General features: G+C 50.3%; 15 protein-coding genes and 3 tRNA genes. 10 read left to right on the forward strand and 8 right to left on the reverse strand.

What is annotated here, in order from left to right:
* Nucleotides 1-2: 2 nt before the first annotated feature.
* The 6 genes from pabC to ACR02O_RS20935 all read right to left on the reverse strand — a co-directional run bounded on the left by pabC (nucleotide 3) and on the right by ACR02O_RS20935 (nucleotide 5,415).
* Nucleotides 3-824, reverse strand: coding sequence for an aminodeoxychorismate lyase (pabC, locus tag ACR02O_RS20910; RefSeq protein ID WP_458138209.1), 822 nt, complete (start codon nucleotides 822-824; stop codon nucleotides 3-5).
* A 27-nt stretch (nucleotides 825-851) separates the two neighbouring features.
* Complete coding sequence (fabF, locus tag ACR02O_RS20915) at nucleotides 852-2,096, reverse strand: beta-ketoacyl-ACP synthase II (RefSeq protein WP_458138210.1); 1,245 nt, start codon at nucleotides 2,094-2,096, stop codon at nucleotides 852-854.
* Nucleotides 2,097-2,186: 90 nt separating this feature from the next.
* Nucleotides 2,187-2,420: an acyl carrier protein gene (gene acpP, locus ACR02O_RS20920; protein WP_013820083.1), complete on the reverse strand. Its 234-nt coding sequence runs from the start codon at nucleotides 2,418-2,420 to the stop codon at nucleotides 2,187-2,189.
* A 177-nt stretch (nucleotides 2,421-2,597) separates the two neighbouring features.
* A complete protein-coding gene (locus ACR02O_RS20925) occupies nucleotides 2,598-3,530 on the reverse strand; it encodes a hypothetical protein (RefSeq protein WP_319960495.1) in 933 nt (310 codons plus the stop codon).
* A gap of 206 nt (nucleotides 3,531-3,736) precedes the next feature.
* Nucleotides 3,737-4,612, reverse strand: a complete 876-nt coding sequence (gene draG / locus ACR02O_RS20930) for an ADP-ribosyl-[dinitrogen reductase] hydrolase (RefSeq protein WP_494522348.1) — start codon at nucleotides 4,610-4,612, stop codon at nucleotides 3,737-3,739.
* Complete coding sequence (locus tag ACR02O_RS20935) at nucleotides 4,609-5,415, reverse strand: NAD(+)--dinitrogen-reductase ADP-D-ribosyltransferase (protein ID WP_458138212.1); 807 nt, start codon at nucleotides 5,413-5,415, stop codon at nucleotides 4,609-4,611. Before ACR02O_RS20935 ends, draG begins: the two co-directional genes overlap by 4 nt.
* Before the next feature lie 301 nt (nucleotides 5,416-5,716).
* Between ACR02O_RS20935 and aqpZ the strand changes: the two genes are divergently transcribed.
* From aqpZ to ACR02O_RS20980, 9 genes are all read left to right on the forward strand, one after another.
* Nucleotides 5,717-6,406 carry an aquaporin Z gene (gene aqpZ, locus ACR02O_RS20940; RefSeq protein WP_458138213.1) on the forward strand — a complete coding sequence of 230 codons (690 nt, stop codon included), beginning with the start codon at nucleotides 5,717-5,719 and terminating at the stop codon, nucleotides 6,404-6,406.
* Nucleotides 6,407-6,582: 176 nt separating this feature from the next.
* The gene (locus ACR02O_RS20945; protein ID WP_458138214.1) at nucleotides 6,583-6,837 is read left to right on the forward strand and encodes a hypothetical protein; all 255 of its coding nucleotides are present in this window, start codon (nucleotides 6,583-6,585) and stop codon (nucleotides 6,835-6,837) included.
* Nucleotides 6,838-7,060: 223 nt separating this feature from the next.
* Nucleotides 7,061-7,327: a hypothetical protein gene (locus ACR02O_RS20950; RefSeq protein ID WP_494522349.1), complete on the forward strand. Its 267-nt coding sequence runs from the start codon at nucleotides 7,061-7,063 to the stop codon at nucleotides 7,325-7,327.
* On the forward strand, nucleotides 7,309-7,821 hold the full coding sequence (locus ACR02O_RS20955; protein ID WP_494522350.1) for a hypothetical protein: 513 nt from the start codon (nucleotides 7,309-7,311) through the stop codon (nucleotides 7,819-7,821). Before ACR02O_RS20950 ends, ACR02O_RS20955 begins: the two co-directional genes overlap by 19 nt.
* A 17-nt stretch (nucleotides 7,822-7,838) precedes the next feature.
* On the forward strand, nucleotides 7,839-8,441 hold the full coding sequence (locus ACR02O_RS20960) for a hypothetical protein (RefSeq protein ID WP_494522351.1): 603 nt from the start codon (nucleotides 7,839-7,841) through the stop codon (nucleotides 8,439-8,441).
* Between the two features lie 467 nt (nucleotides 8,442-8,908).
* Nucleotides 8,909-9,454 (forward strand): hypothetical protein, encoded by a 546-nt coding sequence (locus ACR02O_RS20965; RefSeq protein WP_033157127.1) that lies wholly within the window; start codon nucleotides 8,909-8,911, stop codon nucleotides 9,452-9,454.
* Between the two features lie 50 nt (nucleotides 9,455-9,504).
* Nucleotides 9,505-9,580 (forward strand) — tRNA-Gly (locus ACR02O_RS20970).
* A 48-nt stretch (nucleotides 9,581-9,628) separates the two neighbouring features.
* Nucleotides 9,629-9,702, forward strand: a tRNA-Cys gene (locus tag ACR02O_RS20975).
* A gap of 12 nt (nucleotides 9,703-9,714) precedes the next feature.
* A tRNA-Gly gene (locus ACR02O_RS20980) sits at nucleotides 9,715-9,790 on the forward strand.
* A gap of 143 nt (nucleotides 9,791-9,933) precedes the next feature.
* Here ACR02O_RS20980 and ACR02O_RS20985 read toward each other — a convergent pair.
* Nucleotides 9,934-13,845 (reverse strand): DUF3683 domain-containing protein, encoded by a 3,912-nt coding sequence (locus ACR02O_RS20985; protein ID WP_494522352.1) that lies wholly within the window; start codon nucleotides 13,843-13,845, stop codon nucleotides 9,934-9,936.
* 466 nt (nucleotides 13,846-14,311) lie between these two features.
* On the opposite strand from ACR02O_RS20985, the gene ACR02O_RS20990 reads away from it, so the two are divergent.
* A complete protein-coding gene (locus ACR02O_RS20990) occupies nucleotides 14,312-15,085 on the forward strand; it encodes a VWA domain-containing protein (protein WP_101051762.1) in 774 nt (257 codons plus the stop codon).
* A 176-nt stretch (nucleotides 15,086-15,261) separates the two neighbouring features.
* Here ACR02O_RS20990 and ACR02O_RS20995 read toward each other — a convergent pair whose 3' ends face one another.
* A complete protein-coding gene (locus ACR02O_RS20995) occupies nucleotides 15,262-16,929 on the reverse strand; it encodes a serine/threonine-protein kinase (RefSeq protein ID WP_101051763.1) in 1,668 nt (555 codons plus the stop codon).
* Nucleotides 16,930-17,198: the final 269 nt, after the last annotated feature.

Consider the following 17,198-nt stretch of genomic DNA (forward strand, 5'->3'; position numbering starts at 1 on the left):
TGCTATACCTCTGCCATGCGGGCTGCGTTGAGCAAGTCTTGCAAGCGCCGGGTGATGGCGCCGACACTAAAAACTTGCGCTTCCAGCCGTTTAATCGGCCAGATACCGATTACCGAGTTGCTGACAAATAGCTCGTCAGCCTGCAAAACGGCAGTTTGATCGATTGCTTGCTCAAACAACGGTAGCTTGCTGCACTGCGCGAACGCCATAATCAACTGCCGCACAATACCCGCAACACCACATTGCCCTAGCGGCGGCGTGTATAAACTGCCTGACTTGACGATGAATAGATTACTCATCGTGCCTTCCACGACCCGGTCTTGAGTATCCAACATCAAACCCTCTTGAATTGAATCATCTTGCCATTCCGCTCTGGCTAAAATTTGCTCGAGTCGATTCATGTGTTTGATACCGGCCAAGCTCGGATTCAAAGACAAACGCTGCTCGCAAAAACGCGCGGCGATGCCATCTGTTTGGAACTGAAGGGGATAATCGGGGTAAGGATGTAGGCTGAACAGCCTGGTAGGGATAACTTGCTCTGGCTGCCGGTAACCGCGACCACCGCTGCCGCGCGTCACGATCAACTTCAGCACGGCCCGCTCGCTGGATTTGCTCAATTGCCGGGCTTCAGCATCAAGCAAGGCGCTATCCGGCATCGGGATCAGCAATCGCCGACAGCCTTCGGCCAAGCGTTTTAGGTGCCGGTCAAAAAACAGCGGCTTGCCCTGCAAGACTTCGATGGTCTCAAACAGACCGTCGCCGTATTGAAAACCTCGGTCAGAAACATCGACACAGTGTCTGTGCTCGCCGTTTAATAAAAACATAGCCAGACACTGCGGAAGCGGAAGCGCTTATTGGTAACGTTTGAAAACCAGAGAGCCATTGGTACCGCCAAAGCCAAACGAGTTGGAAATAGCGACATCGATCTGCATGTTTCTGGCGATATTCGGGACGTAATCCAGATCGCACTCAGGATCGGGATTTTCCAAATTGATGGTGGGTGGTGCGATTTGGTGCTGGATAGCCAATGCCGTCAATACCGCTTCGATGCCACCCGCCGCGCCTAGCAAATGACCGATCATCGACTTGGTGGAACTGACGGCCAATTTATAAGCGTGATCGCCTAGCGCCAACTTCATGGCATGCGTTTCACCAATATCCCCAGCCGGCGTCGAGGTGCCGTGGGCATTAATGTAGTGCACGTCTTCAGGATTAACTTTAGCATCACGCATCGCGTTGCGCATACAACGCGCAGCGCCTTCGCCACCTTCAGACGGCGAGGTAATATGGTATGCGTCGCCACTCATGCCGTAGCCAACCAGCTCCGCGTAAATTTTCGCCCCGCGCGCCTTGGCATGCTCCAGTTCTTCCAGGACTACTACACCGGCGCCGTCGCTGAGTACGAAACCGTCACGGTCACGGTCCCAGGGTCGGCTAGCAGTGGTAGGGCTGTCATTACGGCGCGACAAGGCTTTTGCCGAAGCAAATCCTCCCATCGCGGTCGGCGAGGTCGTGCAGCGCTCTGCACCGCCGGCCACCATCACATCGGCATCGCCGTATTTGATCAGCCTTGCCGCGTCGCCAATATTATGCGTACCCGTCGAACAGGCGGTGACGATGGCAAAGTTGGGGCCTTTCAAACCATATTTGATCGACAGATTACCGGAAATCATATTAATGATGTTGCCCGGCACAAAGAAAGGCGAAATCCGTCTTGGTCCGCCGGCCACGTAGGTGGCATAACATTCTTCAATACCGGTAATGCCGCCGATGCCGGCGCCGATAGCCACACCGATCCGCTCGGCATTTTCTTCGGTGACTTCAAAACCGGAATCCTCAATCGCCTGGCAGCCCGCTGCAATGCCGTAATGCACGAAACCGTCCATGCGCTTGGCATCCTTCTCGGCAATATAGTCGCCGATATTGAAATTTCTGATGACACCGCCGAACGTCGTTGCAAAAGGGGATATGTCAAATGAATCGATCGGACTAATGCCGCTCTTCCCGTTGACAATGCCATCCCAGGTATCGGCAACATTATTGGCTAACGGCGTAATGGCGCCTAAGCCCGTTATAACAACTCGACGTGTGCTCACAGTAAACTACCGGTAAAAAAAGAAGACAACCAGAGAAGGGAGATAAACCGGCTAGTGGATGGCAAGCACCCACTAACTTTTGGAAACAACTTACTGCAGATTGGCGTTGATGTAATCGATAGCCAATTGGACTGTGGTGATTTTTTCAGCTTCTTCGTCTGGAATTTCGCATTCGAATTCTTCTTCCAGAGCCATGACGAGTTCAACTGTGTCTAAAGAATCAGCACCAAGATCGTCAACAAAAGACGCATCGTTCGCGATTTCTTCTTTTACGCCTAATTGTTCTGCGACAATCTTTTTTACTCGTTCTTCGATATTACTCATATTTTTTTCCTCGAACAATGCAAATGCCTGACTGCGAGCACTTACCTTATCTTTAGTGTTGTATTAATTGAATTTGCAATCTCGTCACTGGCCTTGCCTAACGACAGCGCGGATTATACTTTATGTTCCAAAAAATTCACAACATTCGCCCGCGACTAGGCGATTCGCGGCCTGAGGCTATGTTTTCCCGCTCAAATTTTTAATAATTTCTTCCAAAGGCACCAAATTCAGTTTGATCCGGAACAAAACCGCTTTGTTCTCCAACACGCCAAAACATTCGTAGGTACGCAGCATGATACTGGTGTGATTCAGGGTTTTATCCGGGGACTCCGGCAGTTGCTTGACCAGAATATGCAGCTTGTCGTTGTTTTTCAAAGTCGCCAGATGCACGCGATCCACTGAAATGTCGTGAGAGGTGTATACCATCGGATTGCGTTTGAAGTCGTGGTTTTCCAACTGCGCCTTCTCCAGCAACGCGCCGGACGTCAAACTGCAGGGGAACACTTCCGGATACTGCGCCACCTGCAACAACTCATCGAAATAATCCGACTGTTCCGCAAACGAACCCGACAGAAAGTTCTTCACGTTGCCGTTATTCATCCACTTGCGCTTTAAAAAAAACTCGGTGCCGGGCACCACGGTTTTATCGGGTAGCGCATTCAAATCCGGCAGGCCGCTTAAATCGGTATCCGCTAAAAACAAAGGCTGTTTGGTTTCTTTTTTATAACCGAGCAAAATGGTTTTGCCTTGCGACTTGATCGCGATGCGATTGGTCAAAGTCAGCTCGGGTATTGTCGCAATCAAGGTCTTTTTAATATCCAGCGTCATCTCTTGCCGCGGCCGCAAGGCATTAACAAAGATGATCTGATAATTACTAAAACGCAGCTGATTGTCGGCGATAATCTGGTCTTCGTGATGCGCCTCCCGGTATAAGCGCATCTGATATTCGATCAAAGTATTTAACTGAAAGCCCAGCACGATCGGGCCTTTAAACGGGTTGTGCGTGACCTGCAGCCATTTATGCTTGTCGTGAAACAAGTTGAAATCGTCAGATGCATTGCGGGCGACTTCGATATGAATTTGTTCGAAAGTAAACGATTTATCTTTCATCGATGACCAATGACAGTAGATATGAGCCGGCTATTCTAGGCCGATTGCCGCGAATCAGGAAATAACGCACCCAACCAGCTTGTTCTGAGTCGACAACAATCCTCGGCCTCGACCGGAAATCAGCTTACTATCCACATAACCATACTAACTTGGTTAACGACAAGCCATCTGCATATTTAACGACACAAAAACCGCCGGCGTGCTTATCAGTTATTCATCTTGATAAGTGCCGCTACCTGCCCGCGTATTTCTGCACCCACCCGACTATCCAATTGGCCCAACCACCGTTCCGGAATCTGCGCCAATCCATACTTGGCCCCTGCCAACATCCCGGCCAAGGCCCCCGTCGTATCCGCATCACCGCCCTGATTCACCGTAGCGATCAGGCAGGATTCGAAATTATCGGTATTGAAGAAATAATGCAGCACCGTCTGCGTGGTATCGACGATGTAGGCCGAGGCTTTACTCGGATAAGGGTGGTAGGCAAATTCGCTGTATTGGTTGATCAAGCGTTTGGCCTCCAGCAAACAGACTTCAACAGGTTGTCCATGAATCAACCGGTTAGTCATTCGACCCAATGCCAGCGTAGCAGCGTCGGACAATGGATTGTTATGGGTGATGCGGCTCTGCTCCAGACTCCATAATTCGAAATCATCCGGCCGATTTAGCGTCGCCAACACCACCGGCAAATTACGCATACAGGCGCCGTTACCGGCGTCATCTTCACGCGGCAACCCCATCAATACACCTTCATCACGATACCGCACGAGGCCGCGTCGGCAAGTATTGCCCACATCCGGCGGATCGCTTTCCAACCAGGCGAGAAAATTGTCGGCCACAGACTTCAAATTCCAACCTTGATGCTCAATGATGGCTCGCCCCAAGGCCAGCGACATTTGCGTATCGTCTGTCACCTGCCCCGGCTCCAAACCCAGCCAGCCGCCGCCTATCATTTCGGTGTGCACGCCGTAACGCCGTTGAATTTGCCTGGGCGACATGAACTCCACCGTCGCCCCCAATGCGTCACCGCAAGCAAAACCCAGGTAAGCACCCAGGGCCCGATTCATTAACTGCTCGTTCATCGCAATACCTTGACGCGGTAGTCGCCGCCTATCACCAAATACTCGGCTTCACCGCGCAAGGCGTGGTGCGGCAGCAAGTCGTTAAAAAACACCAGTTTCACCATCGGCACCGCCACTTCCAATACATACCCGCCAAATTCGCTGGCGATGGTGCTGCGGTCGGTAAACGAGACGATACTATTGAAGCGGACGATCTTGTGCTGCTTATCTTGCTCGGTAACGACCCAATCGTCCAAGGCATTGACGCCGCGATACAGTATTTTGTGAGTGGCAGCCGGCACCTGGAAACGCTCGATCACCCACTGGCAAAACTCGTACAGCAAATCCAGCTGCATGTAGATGCAATTGTTGTGATAGCGGCTGTTCATCTTTTCTTCGATGTAGGTTATCCAGTCCTTGCTGACAAAACTATTGAGCTGGTGCTTGTGATAATTGGGAAACAAACCGAAGCGGCTCTCCACCCAGCCCTTCAGCACCGCCCCCTGCGCATTGTTGGAATCCAAGCCCCAATCCTGAATCAAGCGTAAATAGCTATTGCGATAACGCCGCCTACCCTCGGCATCGTCGCGCAAACGCTGCTCGGTTTCGAAGCCGAATACCACGCACATATAGTCTTGAAATATGCGCCCACATTCGGCCAAGGTAGTTTGGCCGGCCAACTGCTCGAACAACCCCGGCGCCGACTCGCGGGTGCCAGCGATGTGCAGAGGTTTGGGATAGTCGTTAAACAGATGGCTAGCCACGCAAGCCGTCGCCATGCCGATCAAATTGGTGCTGTGGCTGTATTGGGAAATATCGGGCACGAGGTGGAAGAATGTCGAGCAATCAGATAAGCCCTAATTCTCACATCGAATAGGGAAATTAGCCATACGAAATAAACTTTCCCGAACTATTCTTCCGGAATTGCCGGTGCCACAAAACACTCGCGATTCCACGCAACCGGGTAGCTAGCTGAAAATAGCAAGCGCCAAGCAAGAATCTAGCCGTTTTTTGTGATTGACATCACACAAAGACCCGGAATACAGTGCGCTAGCCGATTGATTATTAAACAAAAAATAAGTGGTCAATAACAGGCAAAACTATAACAACACACGGGAGAGTCATATGAAAAAGTATGTAGCCGAGTCCTTCGGGACATTTTGGTTGGTTCTTGGTGGCTGCGGTAGTGCGGTATTAGCCGCCGCATTTCCGAATGTGGGCATCGGCTTGCTTGGCGTTTCGCTGGCGTTCGGCTTGACGGTGCTGACCATGGCCTATGCCATCGGCCATATATCGGGTTGCCACCTCAATCCGGCCGTATCGGTTGGTTTGTGGATGGGCGGCCGCTTTCCGGCCAATCAATTGTTGCCTTACATCGTTTCGCAAGTGATCGGCGCGATTGCCGCCGGCGGCGTGTTGTATTTAATCGCCAGCGGCAAGGCCGGTTTCGATGTGTCCGCAGGTTTTGCCTCCAACGGTTACGGCGAACATTCGCCGGGCGGCTATTCCCTGCTCTCCGCGTTGATTACCGAAGTGGTCATGACGATGATGTTTTTACTGATCATCCTCGGCGCCACCGATACCCGAGCCCCGGCCGGCCTGGCACCTATCGCGATTGGTTTGGGCCTGACCTTAATTCACTTGATCAGCATTCCGGTCACCAACACTTCGGTCAATCCGGCCCGCAGTCTGGGTGTGGCGGTTTATGTCGGCGATTGGGCCTTGGCACAACTTTGGCTGTTCTGGCTGGCGCCGATTATTGGCGCGGTTTTGGGCGCATTGATTTATCGCTTTATCAGCAGCCCGGACGAGTAACCCCCGAGCTTACTTCAGCGCGGTTCAGCAAGCCTTCGTCATTCCCGCGAAAGCGGGAATCCATTTTGGCAACAGGGCTACCTGCTGCGCGTCAGTGACAATATTAGGGCCGGATTAATCAGGCATCGCCAGCCGGCCAGCTATCTTGAAATCAACATTTCGCCAGCGATTCTGATATGGATACAAAAATCTACAAAGGCCGATCAAATGTATCCGGCGCAATTGCGCTAAATGACGGCTACTTCATCACTGCGGACGACGAAGACAACGAACTAAGCGTGCTCGACCATCTGACGCGAAATCCCGCCGATCTCGAAGAGCTGAATATCCAAGCCGCGTTCTTTTTTCCGAATAATGAAAACCAGATCATACTGCTAAGCGACGGGAGCGAGGACAAGAAAAGCTTTCAATGCGTTTCTGTGGCGCTTTAAGGGAAATACCCGGTTTTTAGATTCGAATTAAATAAGGTAAAAAACGCCCCGCTTTGAATATTTCTACTTCCACCCGGAAGAGCTTCAATAACAAAGCGTATTTGAGCAGGCGACTCGAACCTGCCTTGTATATCACCCTGGTTAGGGCGATGCACAGACACTGCATCATTACTTGCTACATACACTGCACAAAATAACACTCAAATAATATTGGAAAAGTAAAATGGAAAACTTTGTTATATTGATTGGCGGCCCAGGTTTATTTATGGGTTGTGATAAAGCTCATGACCAGCGTTGGTCAAATTATATTGTGCCATTACAGTTGGCTGCGATGAAGAACTTGTACAATAAACAACCCAAGGAGTTGATTCATTGGGTATTATACGAGCCGCCTTATAAAAAGCTGACTCAGTTATCACCAAAGCCGAAGAAAAGGAGGATGACGGATATAACTTACACAGTATCCGAAAAATGGCAACAGATAAATTAATAGCAGCGGGCGGCACCAGCTATATAAATAAAATTCAAACTATTGCTAAAACCTACAGCATTCAATACAAAGGAATTAATCAACCAGAAGACTTTTGGAGCTATCTGCTATCACTGAGCGATAACTCTATTAGCCGGGTTTGGTATAGCGGACATGCTAGCGGGGATGGATTAATGCTAGCGCTTACTCATAATTCGGCATGTCAAGCGGCTGCCTTTGCTACTGATATGATATATAAAGCAGATATTTTAAAAAATAGCGCCCTAGTTAAGAAGTTCATCAAAAAACCCAAGCAGGTTTCAAAGTTTTATGGATGCTATACCGAAGGCTTCGCAAAAACCTGGAATGGAGTTTTCGGCGTAGCTAGCGCGGGGGCAAAAAATAAAATCGATTTTGGCGTTGTCGATACTCCATCTAACATAACAAATATAATGGAACGGATTGAAAAAACACCCACTTCACTCGGTAACCCAGACTGGACGGAATACAAATAATGTATATAACAGTCCTTGTGAAAACCATCATTTTCGCGCTGTTTTTAATACTTAGCTTCAGCTGCGATGCTGTAAATACCGAACAAAAAAATCTTGAACTTCTTTTACCAAAATCCTTTGAGCAAATATATCTCGCCAAATTTGGCCTGGACTTTCCTAAAACATTAGACATTTTAAATAGATGCATTCAATATAATGACAAGCAATGTTTGAAAGCTTATAACGAGGTTATGGAAGGAAAAAAAACACTCCAATCCATTTCCTCCTCTCATGCCTTAGAAACAACACTAAATATTATTGAAAAAGCCTGTCTTTCCAAAGATGAAAACCTGGCAAATTTTACTTGCTATGGCGGCATTATATCCTTGTATTTTTATAACTCTCCGGAACAGGATGCCAAAATTCTTCAGCGAATTAAAATCTATCCAAAGAAGATTAAAAACATGATCTTTGATAATGAATTCTATTGGTTTTACAACAGGCCAAATAAGGATGTATGGATAAGCGCGGTATCAACGATGGATGTGGATTGGAAAAACGACACTTACAAACAATATATTTTGAGCCTTTTTAGAAAAAGCATTGAAGAAGCAAAAGGTGAAACTTGGGTATCGAAATAGGACCGCAGATTGGTTTGGAGGAAAACCAGTTTTCCTCCAAGATTGATAGATTAACCAGTCCAGCGTACTCTTCCGCCTCCACAACCTTAGCCAACTCCCGATTAGTCAAAAAACACACCATCGAGATAGCCTCCAAAAAAACAAGTCAAAGCAAAAATCGCATTCATGATCGGACCAAAAAAGATCTGACTCCTATCATCACAACCCCGAGTACCACAACAAGCACTGTCAAAGAATCCAGATATAAACCGGTAACTCCGAACAGGACAATCACATCGACCAACCCCATGCAAAGACAGCAAACCAGCGATCCAATTAGCTTTTTTATCCCAGCCTGTTCATTTTTGCTACAGTTCCCCTTAAGATACGACCCAATGACTAAAAAAATGAATGCTTGAAATGTTCGAACGGCGTGGTAACTTTAACCACTTAACCATAATAATAACTAGCTTAAGAGGAAACATCGCATGAGCCTTGACGAAAACAACAACGAGACTGAAGCCCAAAATCAAGCTGAAGAGCCTAAGCAACCGGAAACAAGTTCAGCCGCTGATTCCGCCGTAGCGGCAAAAGATGCGGCCGGAAATATTGTCGCTAACCTGTTGGCACTAAAAGAATCCAATCCTAAAGTATTTTTTGGCGGCGTGGGCGCTGCGGCGCTGGTCTTGGTCGCCTTGATTTTTGGTGGTGGCTCCGATGCCAAATTGCCTGTTCACCAAGCCAAAGCCATGGTTCCCGGTCAGAACTACGTGTTGAAAAGCCCCAACACTTATGATCCAAATGCAACTGTAAGATTGGTCTCCGTTCCCGGCTCCATGGCCGCTTACGATGATACCGAAGAAAATGACCGCGACGGCGCTTGCAAACACATGCCGCTTAACACCCCTGTAAAACTGATTCAATCTCAAGCTGACACCACCGACAAAAATGTTCTGTGGGCGGAAGTTGAGATCACTGAATCCGGCGAATGCCAGGGCCGAAAAGCCTGGACTTCGGCAATAAACCTGCAATAACTGTTGACACAAAAAAATATCTTTTTATAATACGCAGGATAGTAAGCCAAGCGGGAATAGCTCAGTTGGTAGAGCACGACCTTGCCAAGGTCGGGGTCGCGAGTTCGAGTCTCGTTTCCCGCTCCAAATTTGAAAAGCCGCGGCAAATCGCGGCTTTTTTATTGTCCTTATAAAGGCTGCGTAGCAAAATGGTTATGCAGCGGCCTGCAAAGCCGTATATACCGGTTCGATTCCGGTCGCAGCCTCCATTACTATATTTTGCGGGAATAGCTCAGTTGGTAGAGCACGACCTTGCCAAGGTCGGGGTCGCGAGTTCGAGTCTCGTTTCCCGCTCCAAATTTAAAAGCCGCGATTTATCGCGGCTTTTTATTGCCTGAAGATAAGCAAACCACAGCTTGCGGACTGGTGTAAAAGCCAGTTTTTACGACGTACAAATGGCAAAGCCGGCTGAAGAATCGCCGGCTAACCAATTCTTTAACTCACACCAAAACCCGCTCAATACCGCCTTTGCTGACCTGATCCAAATACCCGGTCATCCAGTTATCACCCAACACATGCTTGGCGATTTCCACGACGATGTAATCGACTTCCATTTGCTCGACTTCGTCTTCGAACCGCTGTAAGCCTTGCATGCACGAGGGACAGGAGGTCAACATCTTCACCGCGCCGTCGTAGCCGTCTAACCGTAATTTAGCCGTGTCTTTCTGCAATTCTTCCGCCTTACGAAAACGAATCTGCGTGGAAATATCCGGCCGCGCCACAGCCAAAGTACCCGACTCGCCGCAACAACGCTCAGATTTAACAACCGGCGCACCAATCAACTGATTGACCACTTTGATCGGGTCTTGCTGCTTGAACGGACTATGACACGGGTCATGATATAGATAACGCGCGCCATTCACGCCTTCCAAGCGCACGCCTTTTTCCAGCAGATATTCGTGAATATCGATCAGGCGGCAACCGGGAAATATTTTCTCGAATTCATAATCCTGCAACTGGTCCTGGCAAGTACCGCAGCTGACCACCACGGTCTTAATATCCAGATAATTCAAAGTATTGGCTACCCGGTGGAACAACACCCGGTTGTCAGTGGTAATTTTCTGCGCCTTATCAAACTGCCCGCCGGCGCGTTGCGGATAGCCGCAGCACAAATAGCCAGGGGGCAGCACAGTTTGCACACCAATCTCGTACAACATCGCCTGCGTCGCCAATCCGACCTGCGAGAACAAACGCTCCGAACCGCAACCGGGGAAATAAAACACCGCCTCTGAATCGGTGCGGGTTTTAGCGTGATCGCGAATGATGGGCACAATCTGCCCGTCTTCGATGTCCAGTAGCGCCCGCGCGGTTTTGGTCGGTAAATCGCCAGGCATTTTCCGATTCATGAAATGAATCACCTGCTCGCGCACTGGCGGCTTGCCGACCGTGGCAGGCGGCTGCGCGATCTGCGCTTTGCTCCACGGTTTTAACAGCGTATTGCCGATGCGTTGCGCCTTGTAGGTCCAATCAATCATCGCCGTGCGCATCGCTTTGACAGTGTTTGGGTTGGACGCCGTCAAAAATGCGATGGCCATGGTTTTGGCCGGGTTGAAACTTTGCTTGCCCATCTTGCGCAGCAGATTGCGCATATTCATCGACACATCGCCGAAATCGATGTCCACCGGACATGGATTGAAGCATTTGTGGCAGACCGTGCAATGGTCGGCGACGTCTTCGAACTCCTTCCAATGGGTAATCGAAATCCCGCGCCGGGTTTGTTCTTCGTACAAAAACGCTTCGATCAATAATGAAGTCGCCAAAATCTTATTGCGCGGCGAATACAACAAATTGGCCGGCGGCACATGCGTGGCGCAGACCGGTTTACACTTGCCGCAACGCAGACAGTCTTTCACCGAATCGGAAATCGCGCCAATATCGCTTTGCTGCATGATCAAGGACTCAAAACCCATCAAACTAAACGACGTGGTATAAGCCGAACGCAAATCGGCAGCCGGCATCAACTTGCCGCGATTAAAACGCCCTTCCGGATCGATGCGGTTTTTATAGGCATGAAAATCCGCCAACTCGTCCTCGGTCAAGAATTCGTATTTGGTGATGCCGATACCATGTTCGCCGGAAATCGCCCCGCCCAATGAACGCGCCAGGGCCATGATCCGCGCCACGGCAGCATTGGCTTCTTGCAGCATTTCGTAATGATCGGAGTTGACCGGCAGATTGGTATGCACGTTGCCGTCACCGGCGTGCATGTGCAGAGCCACGAATACGCGACCGCGCAGCACCTCTTTATGCAAAGCCTCGATGCGCTCGACGATGGGCCGGAAGTTATCGCCTTCGAAAATTTCCCGCAAGCGTGGCAGCAATTCCAGCTTCCACGACACCCGTAACGAATTATCCTGCAAGCGATGAAACAAAATCGGCTCGACGGCACGATTGCTCAGTTCGCCGGCCTGGATACCTTGTGACGCGAAGGCTTTTTCGGCTTCGGCCAACGGCAAATCCAAATTATCGTAAATCCATTGCCAGCGCTGCTTTACCGTGTCTACCGCATCCAACGCCAAGGCCCGACGCTCGTCCAACAATTCGGCTTTATTCACGCCTTCTTCGTAGGCTCTAAGCGGTAAGTCGCCGCCCAGCAGCTCAATTAAGGCACTGCATAAGCGCAATTTATTATTCAGTGACAATTCGATGTTGATGCGCTCGATGCCGTCGCAATAATCGCCCATCCTCGGCAGCGGAATCACCACGTCTTCGTTGATTTTGAAGGCATTGGTATGCCGGGCAATCGCCGCGGTGCGGCCGCGATCCAGCCAGAATTTCTTGCGGGTTTCCGGGTTCACGGCGATAAAGCCCTCGGCGCCGCGCGCATTACATATGCGCACAACTTCGGACGCCGCCATCGCGACTTGGTTTTCATCGTCACCGACAATGTCGCCGATCAGCACCATTTTCGGCCGGCCGTGGCGTTTGGCTTTGGTGGCATAGCCGACTGCTTTGACGTAGCGTTCGTCCAGATGCTCCAAACCAGCCAGCATCACGCGGCTAGCGCCCTCTTTCGGCAAATCCGCCAGGTAATCGCGAATTTCGACGATAGAAGGCACCGCCTCGCGCACCTGCCCGAAGAATTCCAGACAAAACGTGCGGCTAACCGGCGGCATTTCGTGCAGAATCCAGCGTGCGGAGGTGATAATGCCGTCACAACCCTCTTTTTGAATACCGGGCAACCCCCCGAGAAACTTGTCGGTCACGTCCTTACCCAGCCCGGTCTTGCGGAAAAAACTGCCGGAGATCTCCAGCGTTTCTTCACCCAGCAATTGCTTGCCGCCGGCATCGAAGCGTTTCAGCAAAAATGCGGCTTTGTCTTGCTCATGGATCTTGCCCAAATTGTGATTCAGCCGCTCGACTTCCAGCCAATTTCCATCGGGCGTCACCATCCGCCAGGAAGCCAAGTTGTCCAGCGCCGTTCCCCACAGCACGGCCTTTTTGCCGCCGGCGTTCATCGCAATATTGCCGCCGATGCAGGATGCGTCCGCAGAAGTCGGGTCGCAGGCAAACACCAAACCGGCCTGTTCGGCGGTTTCCATCACCCGTCGAGTCACTACGCCGGCGCCGGTGTAAATCGTCGCATACGAACACTCCACGCCCGGTAATAGCGTATGCCGCTCTACCGCCCCCATCACCAACAGCTTTTCGGTATTGATCACCGCCGAATAAGCATTGAGCGGCACCGCACCACCGGTGTAACCCGTGCCACCGCCGCGAGGGATGATAGTCAAGCCCAGCTCGATACAGCCGCGCACCAAATGCCCGACTTCATCTTCCGCGGTTGGGTACAGCACCACAAACGGATACTCCACCCGCCAGTCGGTGGCATCGGTGACATGGCTGACGCGGGCGAAACCGTCGAAGCTGATGTTGTCCTTGCGGGTGAATTGCGACAGCAGGGATAGCACGCTACGTCGCAATTGCGCGGTACGTTCGAAATGGGCTTCGAATTCATTTACAGCCTGATGGGCAGCAGCAATCAATTGCCCCACTCGCTCGGCCCGCCCGGTATGCTGATTCTCCAGTTCGGCTTGCCGACCCTCCATCTGCCCCAAACGATGCCGCAAGGCTTGCAGCAAGGCGCGCCGCCGCTTGGCATTATCGAGCAAATCGTCTTCGAGATAAGGGTTACGCTGTACCGCCCAAATGTCGCCCAATACTTCATACAACATCCGCGCGGAGCGCCCGGTAATTCTCTCACCGCGTAACGACTCAAGCACCCACCACATGTCTTCGCCGAGCAGACGGATGACGATTTCACGATCAGAAAACGAGGTGTAGTTATAAGGAATTTCCCGCAGTCGCGCGGGCGTTGCATCATCGGATACTGGGAATAATTGAGAAGCCACTGGCAATCGGCGCATAGGAAGTCATAATGCGCCGAATTTTAGCATGTCATCCGCGCCAACCCCTTAAATATCCACCTGCACCAGGAGGCCACCGATCATCAAAAAAACCACCTGTTTGCCAATTTACCAATTTGCCTTGTAACCGGCACGGCGAGTCTTTTGTTTATTTCAAAACAACAAATTGAAAACCATCGAACTTCCGGTCTTGAAATCTAAAACCAATCGATAGTCCGCCGCCTAAAATAGTGTCGATTTTTTTTACAAAAAAAATACGTCGAACAATCCGTTCAAGTGCAAATTATTGAAAATAATAAGGTGGCCCAATACTTGCTTTTTATGAATTGCTTTCCCCAACTAAGAGACACTACCTAGCAATCGGGACTCGTCCAACGAAAACGCTTTGCCAGGTAAAAACGCTCCGAACTGCTGGGGAGTTAACTTGAATGGAACACTTTTTGGAGATCACATGAGAAAAATCCGCAAACTCACTTTGGCTGCGTCAATGGCGGCCACCTTCGCACTAAGCGCATTTGCGTCCAGCTCAGCCAATGCCGGCACCATCCAACTTGGCTTTATTCTCGACGAATCAGGCAGCATTGGCTCATCTAACTGGAATATCATCAAAAATGGATTATCCAACGCTGTTAATAATTTGATTCCGCTGAACAGCAACTATGAAATCTCTGTCGTGACATTTAGCAGCTCTGCGACCGCGGACATTCAAAACTTCCTCGTCACAGACGCGGCCAGCCGCACATCACTGGCCACGAGTATCGCCAACCTAGGTTATAGTGGTGGCGGCACAAACTTTACAGCGGCATTCGACACCATGCGAACCACTCTGGCGGCGTCTACTTTGAATATCGATTTTTCTTACGTAAATTTTGCAACAGACGGAGTCACAAGCAACGAAGCAACCGCAATTACCGCGCGCAATAATTTGATTGCTGCCGGCGTGGATAACATCAGTATCGAAGGCATTGGTAGCGGGGTGGATACTGCCTATCTGCAAAACAGCATTTGCTACCCGGGTCCTTGCGACACAACCTCACCTTACAATTTCCCAACTCAAGGCTTTTACATTGGCGTTGCTAACGCGACTGCTTACGCAGCCGCGATTGAAAACAAAATTCGCGTTGTGACCCAACCAAATAATACTGTACCCGAACCAGCAAGCTTGGCCTTGACCGGGCTGGGCTTGTTTGGCATCGCCATGTCTCGCCGCCGTAAAGCTGCATAATCAACACTAAGCTGGGCTTTCATCCTGCTAAACTCGGTCACAGACCGGCTTTAGCAGGCTTAGCCGCGACAAATAGCCCAATCAGAATTACTTCTGCTGATAATCTGCGTAAACACACCTCTTCCCCCAGATTCACCGCTCTTTGAAAATCCCTCCGCAAAGATCGGAAAACTAAATCAATTAAACCTGAGCTTATCTCGCAAACTCTGTAAGCCCTTGTGCACAGGGTTGACTTCCAAACCTTCCTGTACTTTTTTCAAAGCCTCCGAGCGGTCGTTCTTTTCGTAAAACTCCCACGCCTGCTGTTCCAGCGTATCGGCAATTTTATTGATACCGTCTATTGCTGCTTTGTTGTATGGATCAATTTTCAAAACTTCCTGATAAGCCCAGAACGCATTGCTGCCGGTCGGCGCGGTTAGGTAACCGACATCAAAATGAATATCCGCCAATTCCAGCAAATCCTTAATTTTTTGGTTTTGCTCGGGATTGAGCTCAACGGCGACCTTTACCACTTCGGTAGCGGTTTGCTTTTCATTGAGAGTCCAATAGACGTTCAACCCGATCAAACAAGCCAGCAACACACCCGTTGACCACAGTCCGTAATAGACAGACGTATGCGGTCCGATAGCCGCTAAAAATTCGTCGATAGTGGCACAGCGATCCTCCTGTCTAAAAGCCAGGGCCTTTTGCAATCCTTTCCATTGCCGGCGTTTAAGCTGGGCAATGGGTTTGGGCTGTAGATTGACTTCCGTGGCCTTTTCCGCCGATAACCGGCCAAACGGATGCTTGCCGCTCAACAGTTCGTAAGTGATGCAAGCCAAGGCATAAATATCGTCGCGCGGATCGGGATCGCTATTTTGCAGTTGCTCCAAACTGGCATAGGCCGGAGTCATAGCGCCCAGCGACCGCGCATTAAAAATCGTCGCGTCGTGGCCGTCTGTTTCGCTGCGGCCAATGGCGCAAGCAATCCCGAAATCCAGCACTCTGATTTCGCCGTCGTCGCCGACAAACACATTCCCCGGTTTAAAGTCGGAATGCACGATATTTTTCTTATGCGCATGCGCCAAGGCTTCAGCCATCGCACTGATGATAGGCCAGGCTTTTTTGAAGGGTAATCCGCTGTCGACATGCTCACGGATCAGATGACTGAGCGGCCTACCCTGCAGGTATTCCATCGACATAAACACGTGCGTGCCGTCCCGATCAAAATCGTAGACTTTAATAATATTGGGATGAGACAGGGTTTGCGCACGTTTGGTCTCCCGCTGCAAAGCCACCAGCGCCATCGGATTGAATTGAAAATCCTGATTTAACACCTTTAAAGCGACAAAAGGCTCTTTATCCGAGGCTTCTACTTTGCGCAAGTCGGTGGCTTTAAACACCATACCCATGCCGCCCACCCCGAGCAACTCTTCGAGCACAAAACGACCTTTCAAGGTACTACCGACTGTCAGCTCGGCGCGCGGCTGCGAGGGATCCAAGCCTTGCAGCAAGGATTCGGTGGTCAGGGTAGGTGTTTGCGTAGCGGGTGAAACCGGCAGTATCGTCGTCGCCGTAGTCGGCGCCGAAACTATGCTGGTTGCATCGTCTGGAGCGGAGACCCGTGAAGGCGCCATTTGGGTTTGGTCGTCGACAAACCGGGTTTCGTCTTGCATGACCGATTGCAAACCGCGATAAACATCCGCGCCAATGTTTCCGCTCCGATATTCGTTTTCCAAAAATTGCCGAGCCGCATCTAAAACCGGTTCGGGTTCCGCGCTTAACGCGGCCGCTACGGCCAATAAATCTTCATAGGCTAGTTGAGCCTGCTGAAAGGCTTTCAATGCGAGCTCAAATCTGGACATGGCAAACGACAGTCAGGGAAAGTGTAAGGATTTTAGCCGAAGAGCTTGTTCGTGTCGCTGCAATTGCCCTTGATGGTCTAAAAACCGCCAAGCCCCAAAATCGACCGGGATAAATCCCGTCCAGGTCCGGCAAATTCTCGCCACCGCTGCATTTGAGCTCTCCCAAGCCCGACGGTCATCAGAAATTTACTGACCACGATTCAATAAGAAAAAGCGCGAGTGGCCGGCACCCAATCTCCAGAAAAATTTAATTACTATTGAAAACATCA

This window comes from Methylomonas sp. PHL2-19 (genome assembly GCF_059331595.1).

Bases quoted from the DNA above. Each gene is read 5' to 3' on its own strand.
- draG (WP_494522348.1), bottom strand. From the start codon at position 4,612: ATGAACGAGCAGTTAATGAATCGGGCCCTGGGTGCTTACCTGGGTTTT.
- aqpZ (WP_458138213.1), top strand. From the start codon at position 5,717: ATGAAAAAGTATGTAGCCGAGTCCTTCGGGACATTTTGGTTGGTTCTT.
- ACR02O_RS20945 (WP_458138214.1), top strand. From the start codon at position 6,583: ATGGATACAAAAATCTACAAAGGCCGATCAAATGTATCCGGCGCAATT.
- ACR02O_RS20995 (WP_101051763.1), bottom strand. From the start codon at position 16,929: ATGTCCAGATTTGAGCTCGCATTGAAAGCCTTTCAGCAGGCTCAACTA.
- ACR02O_RS20925 (WP_319960495.1), bottom strand. From the start codon at position 3,530: ATGAAAGATAAATCGTTTACTTTCGAACAAATTCATATCGAAGTCGCC.
- ACR02O_RS20990 (WP_101051762.1), top strand. From the start codon at position 14,312: ATGAGAAAAATCCGCAAACTCACTTTGGCTGCGTCAATGGCGGCCACC.
- pabC (WP_458138209.1), bottom strand. From the start codon at position 824: ATGTTTTTATTAAACGGCGAGCACAGACACTGTGTCGATGTTTCTGAC.
- ACR02O_RS20950 (WP_494522349.1), top strand. From the start codon at position 7,061: ATGGAAAACTTTGTTATATTGATTGGCGGCCCAGGTTTATTTATGGGT.
- acpP (WP_013820083.1), bottom strand. From the start codon at position 2,420: ATGAGTAATATCGAAGAACGAGTAAAAAAGATTGTCGCAGAACAATTA.
- ACR02O_RS20965 (WP_033157127.1), top strand. From the start codon at position 8,909: ATGAGCCTTGACGAAAACAACAACGAGACTGAAGCCCAAAATCAAGCT.
- ACR02O_RS20955 (WP_494522350.1), top strand. From the start codon at position 7,309: ATGGCAACAGATAAATTAATAGCAGCGGGCGGCACCAGCTATATAAAT.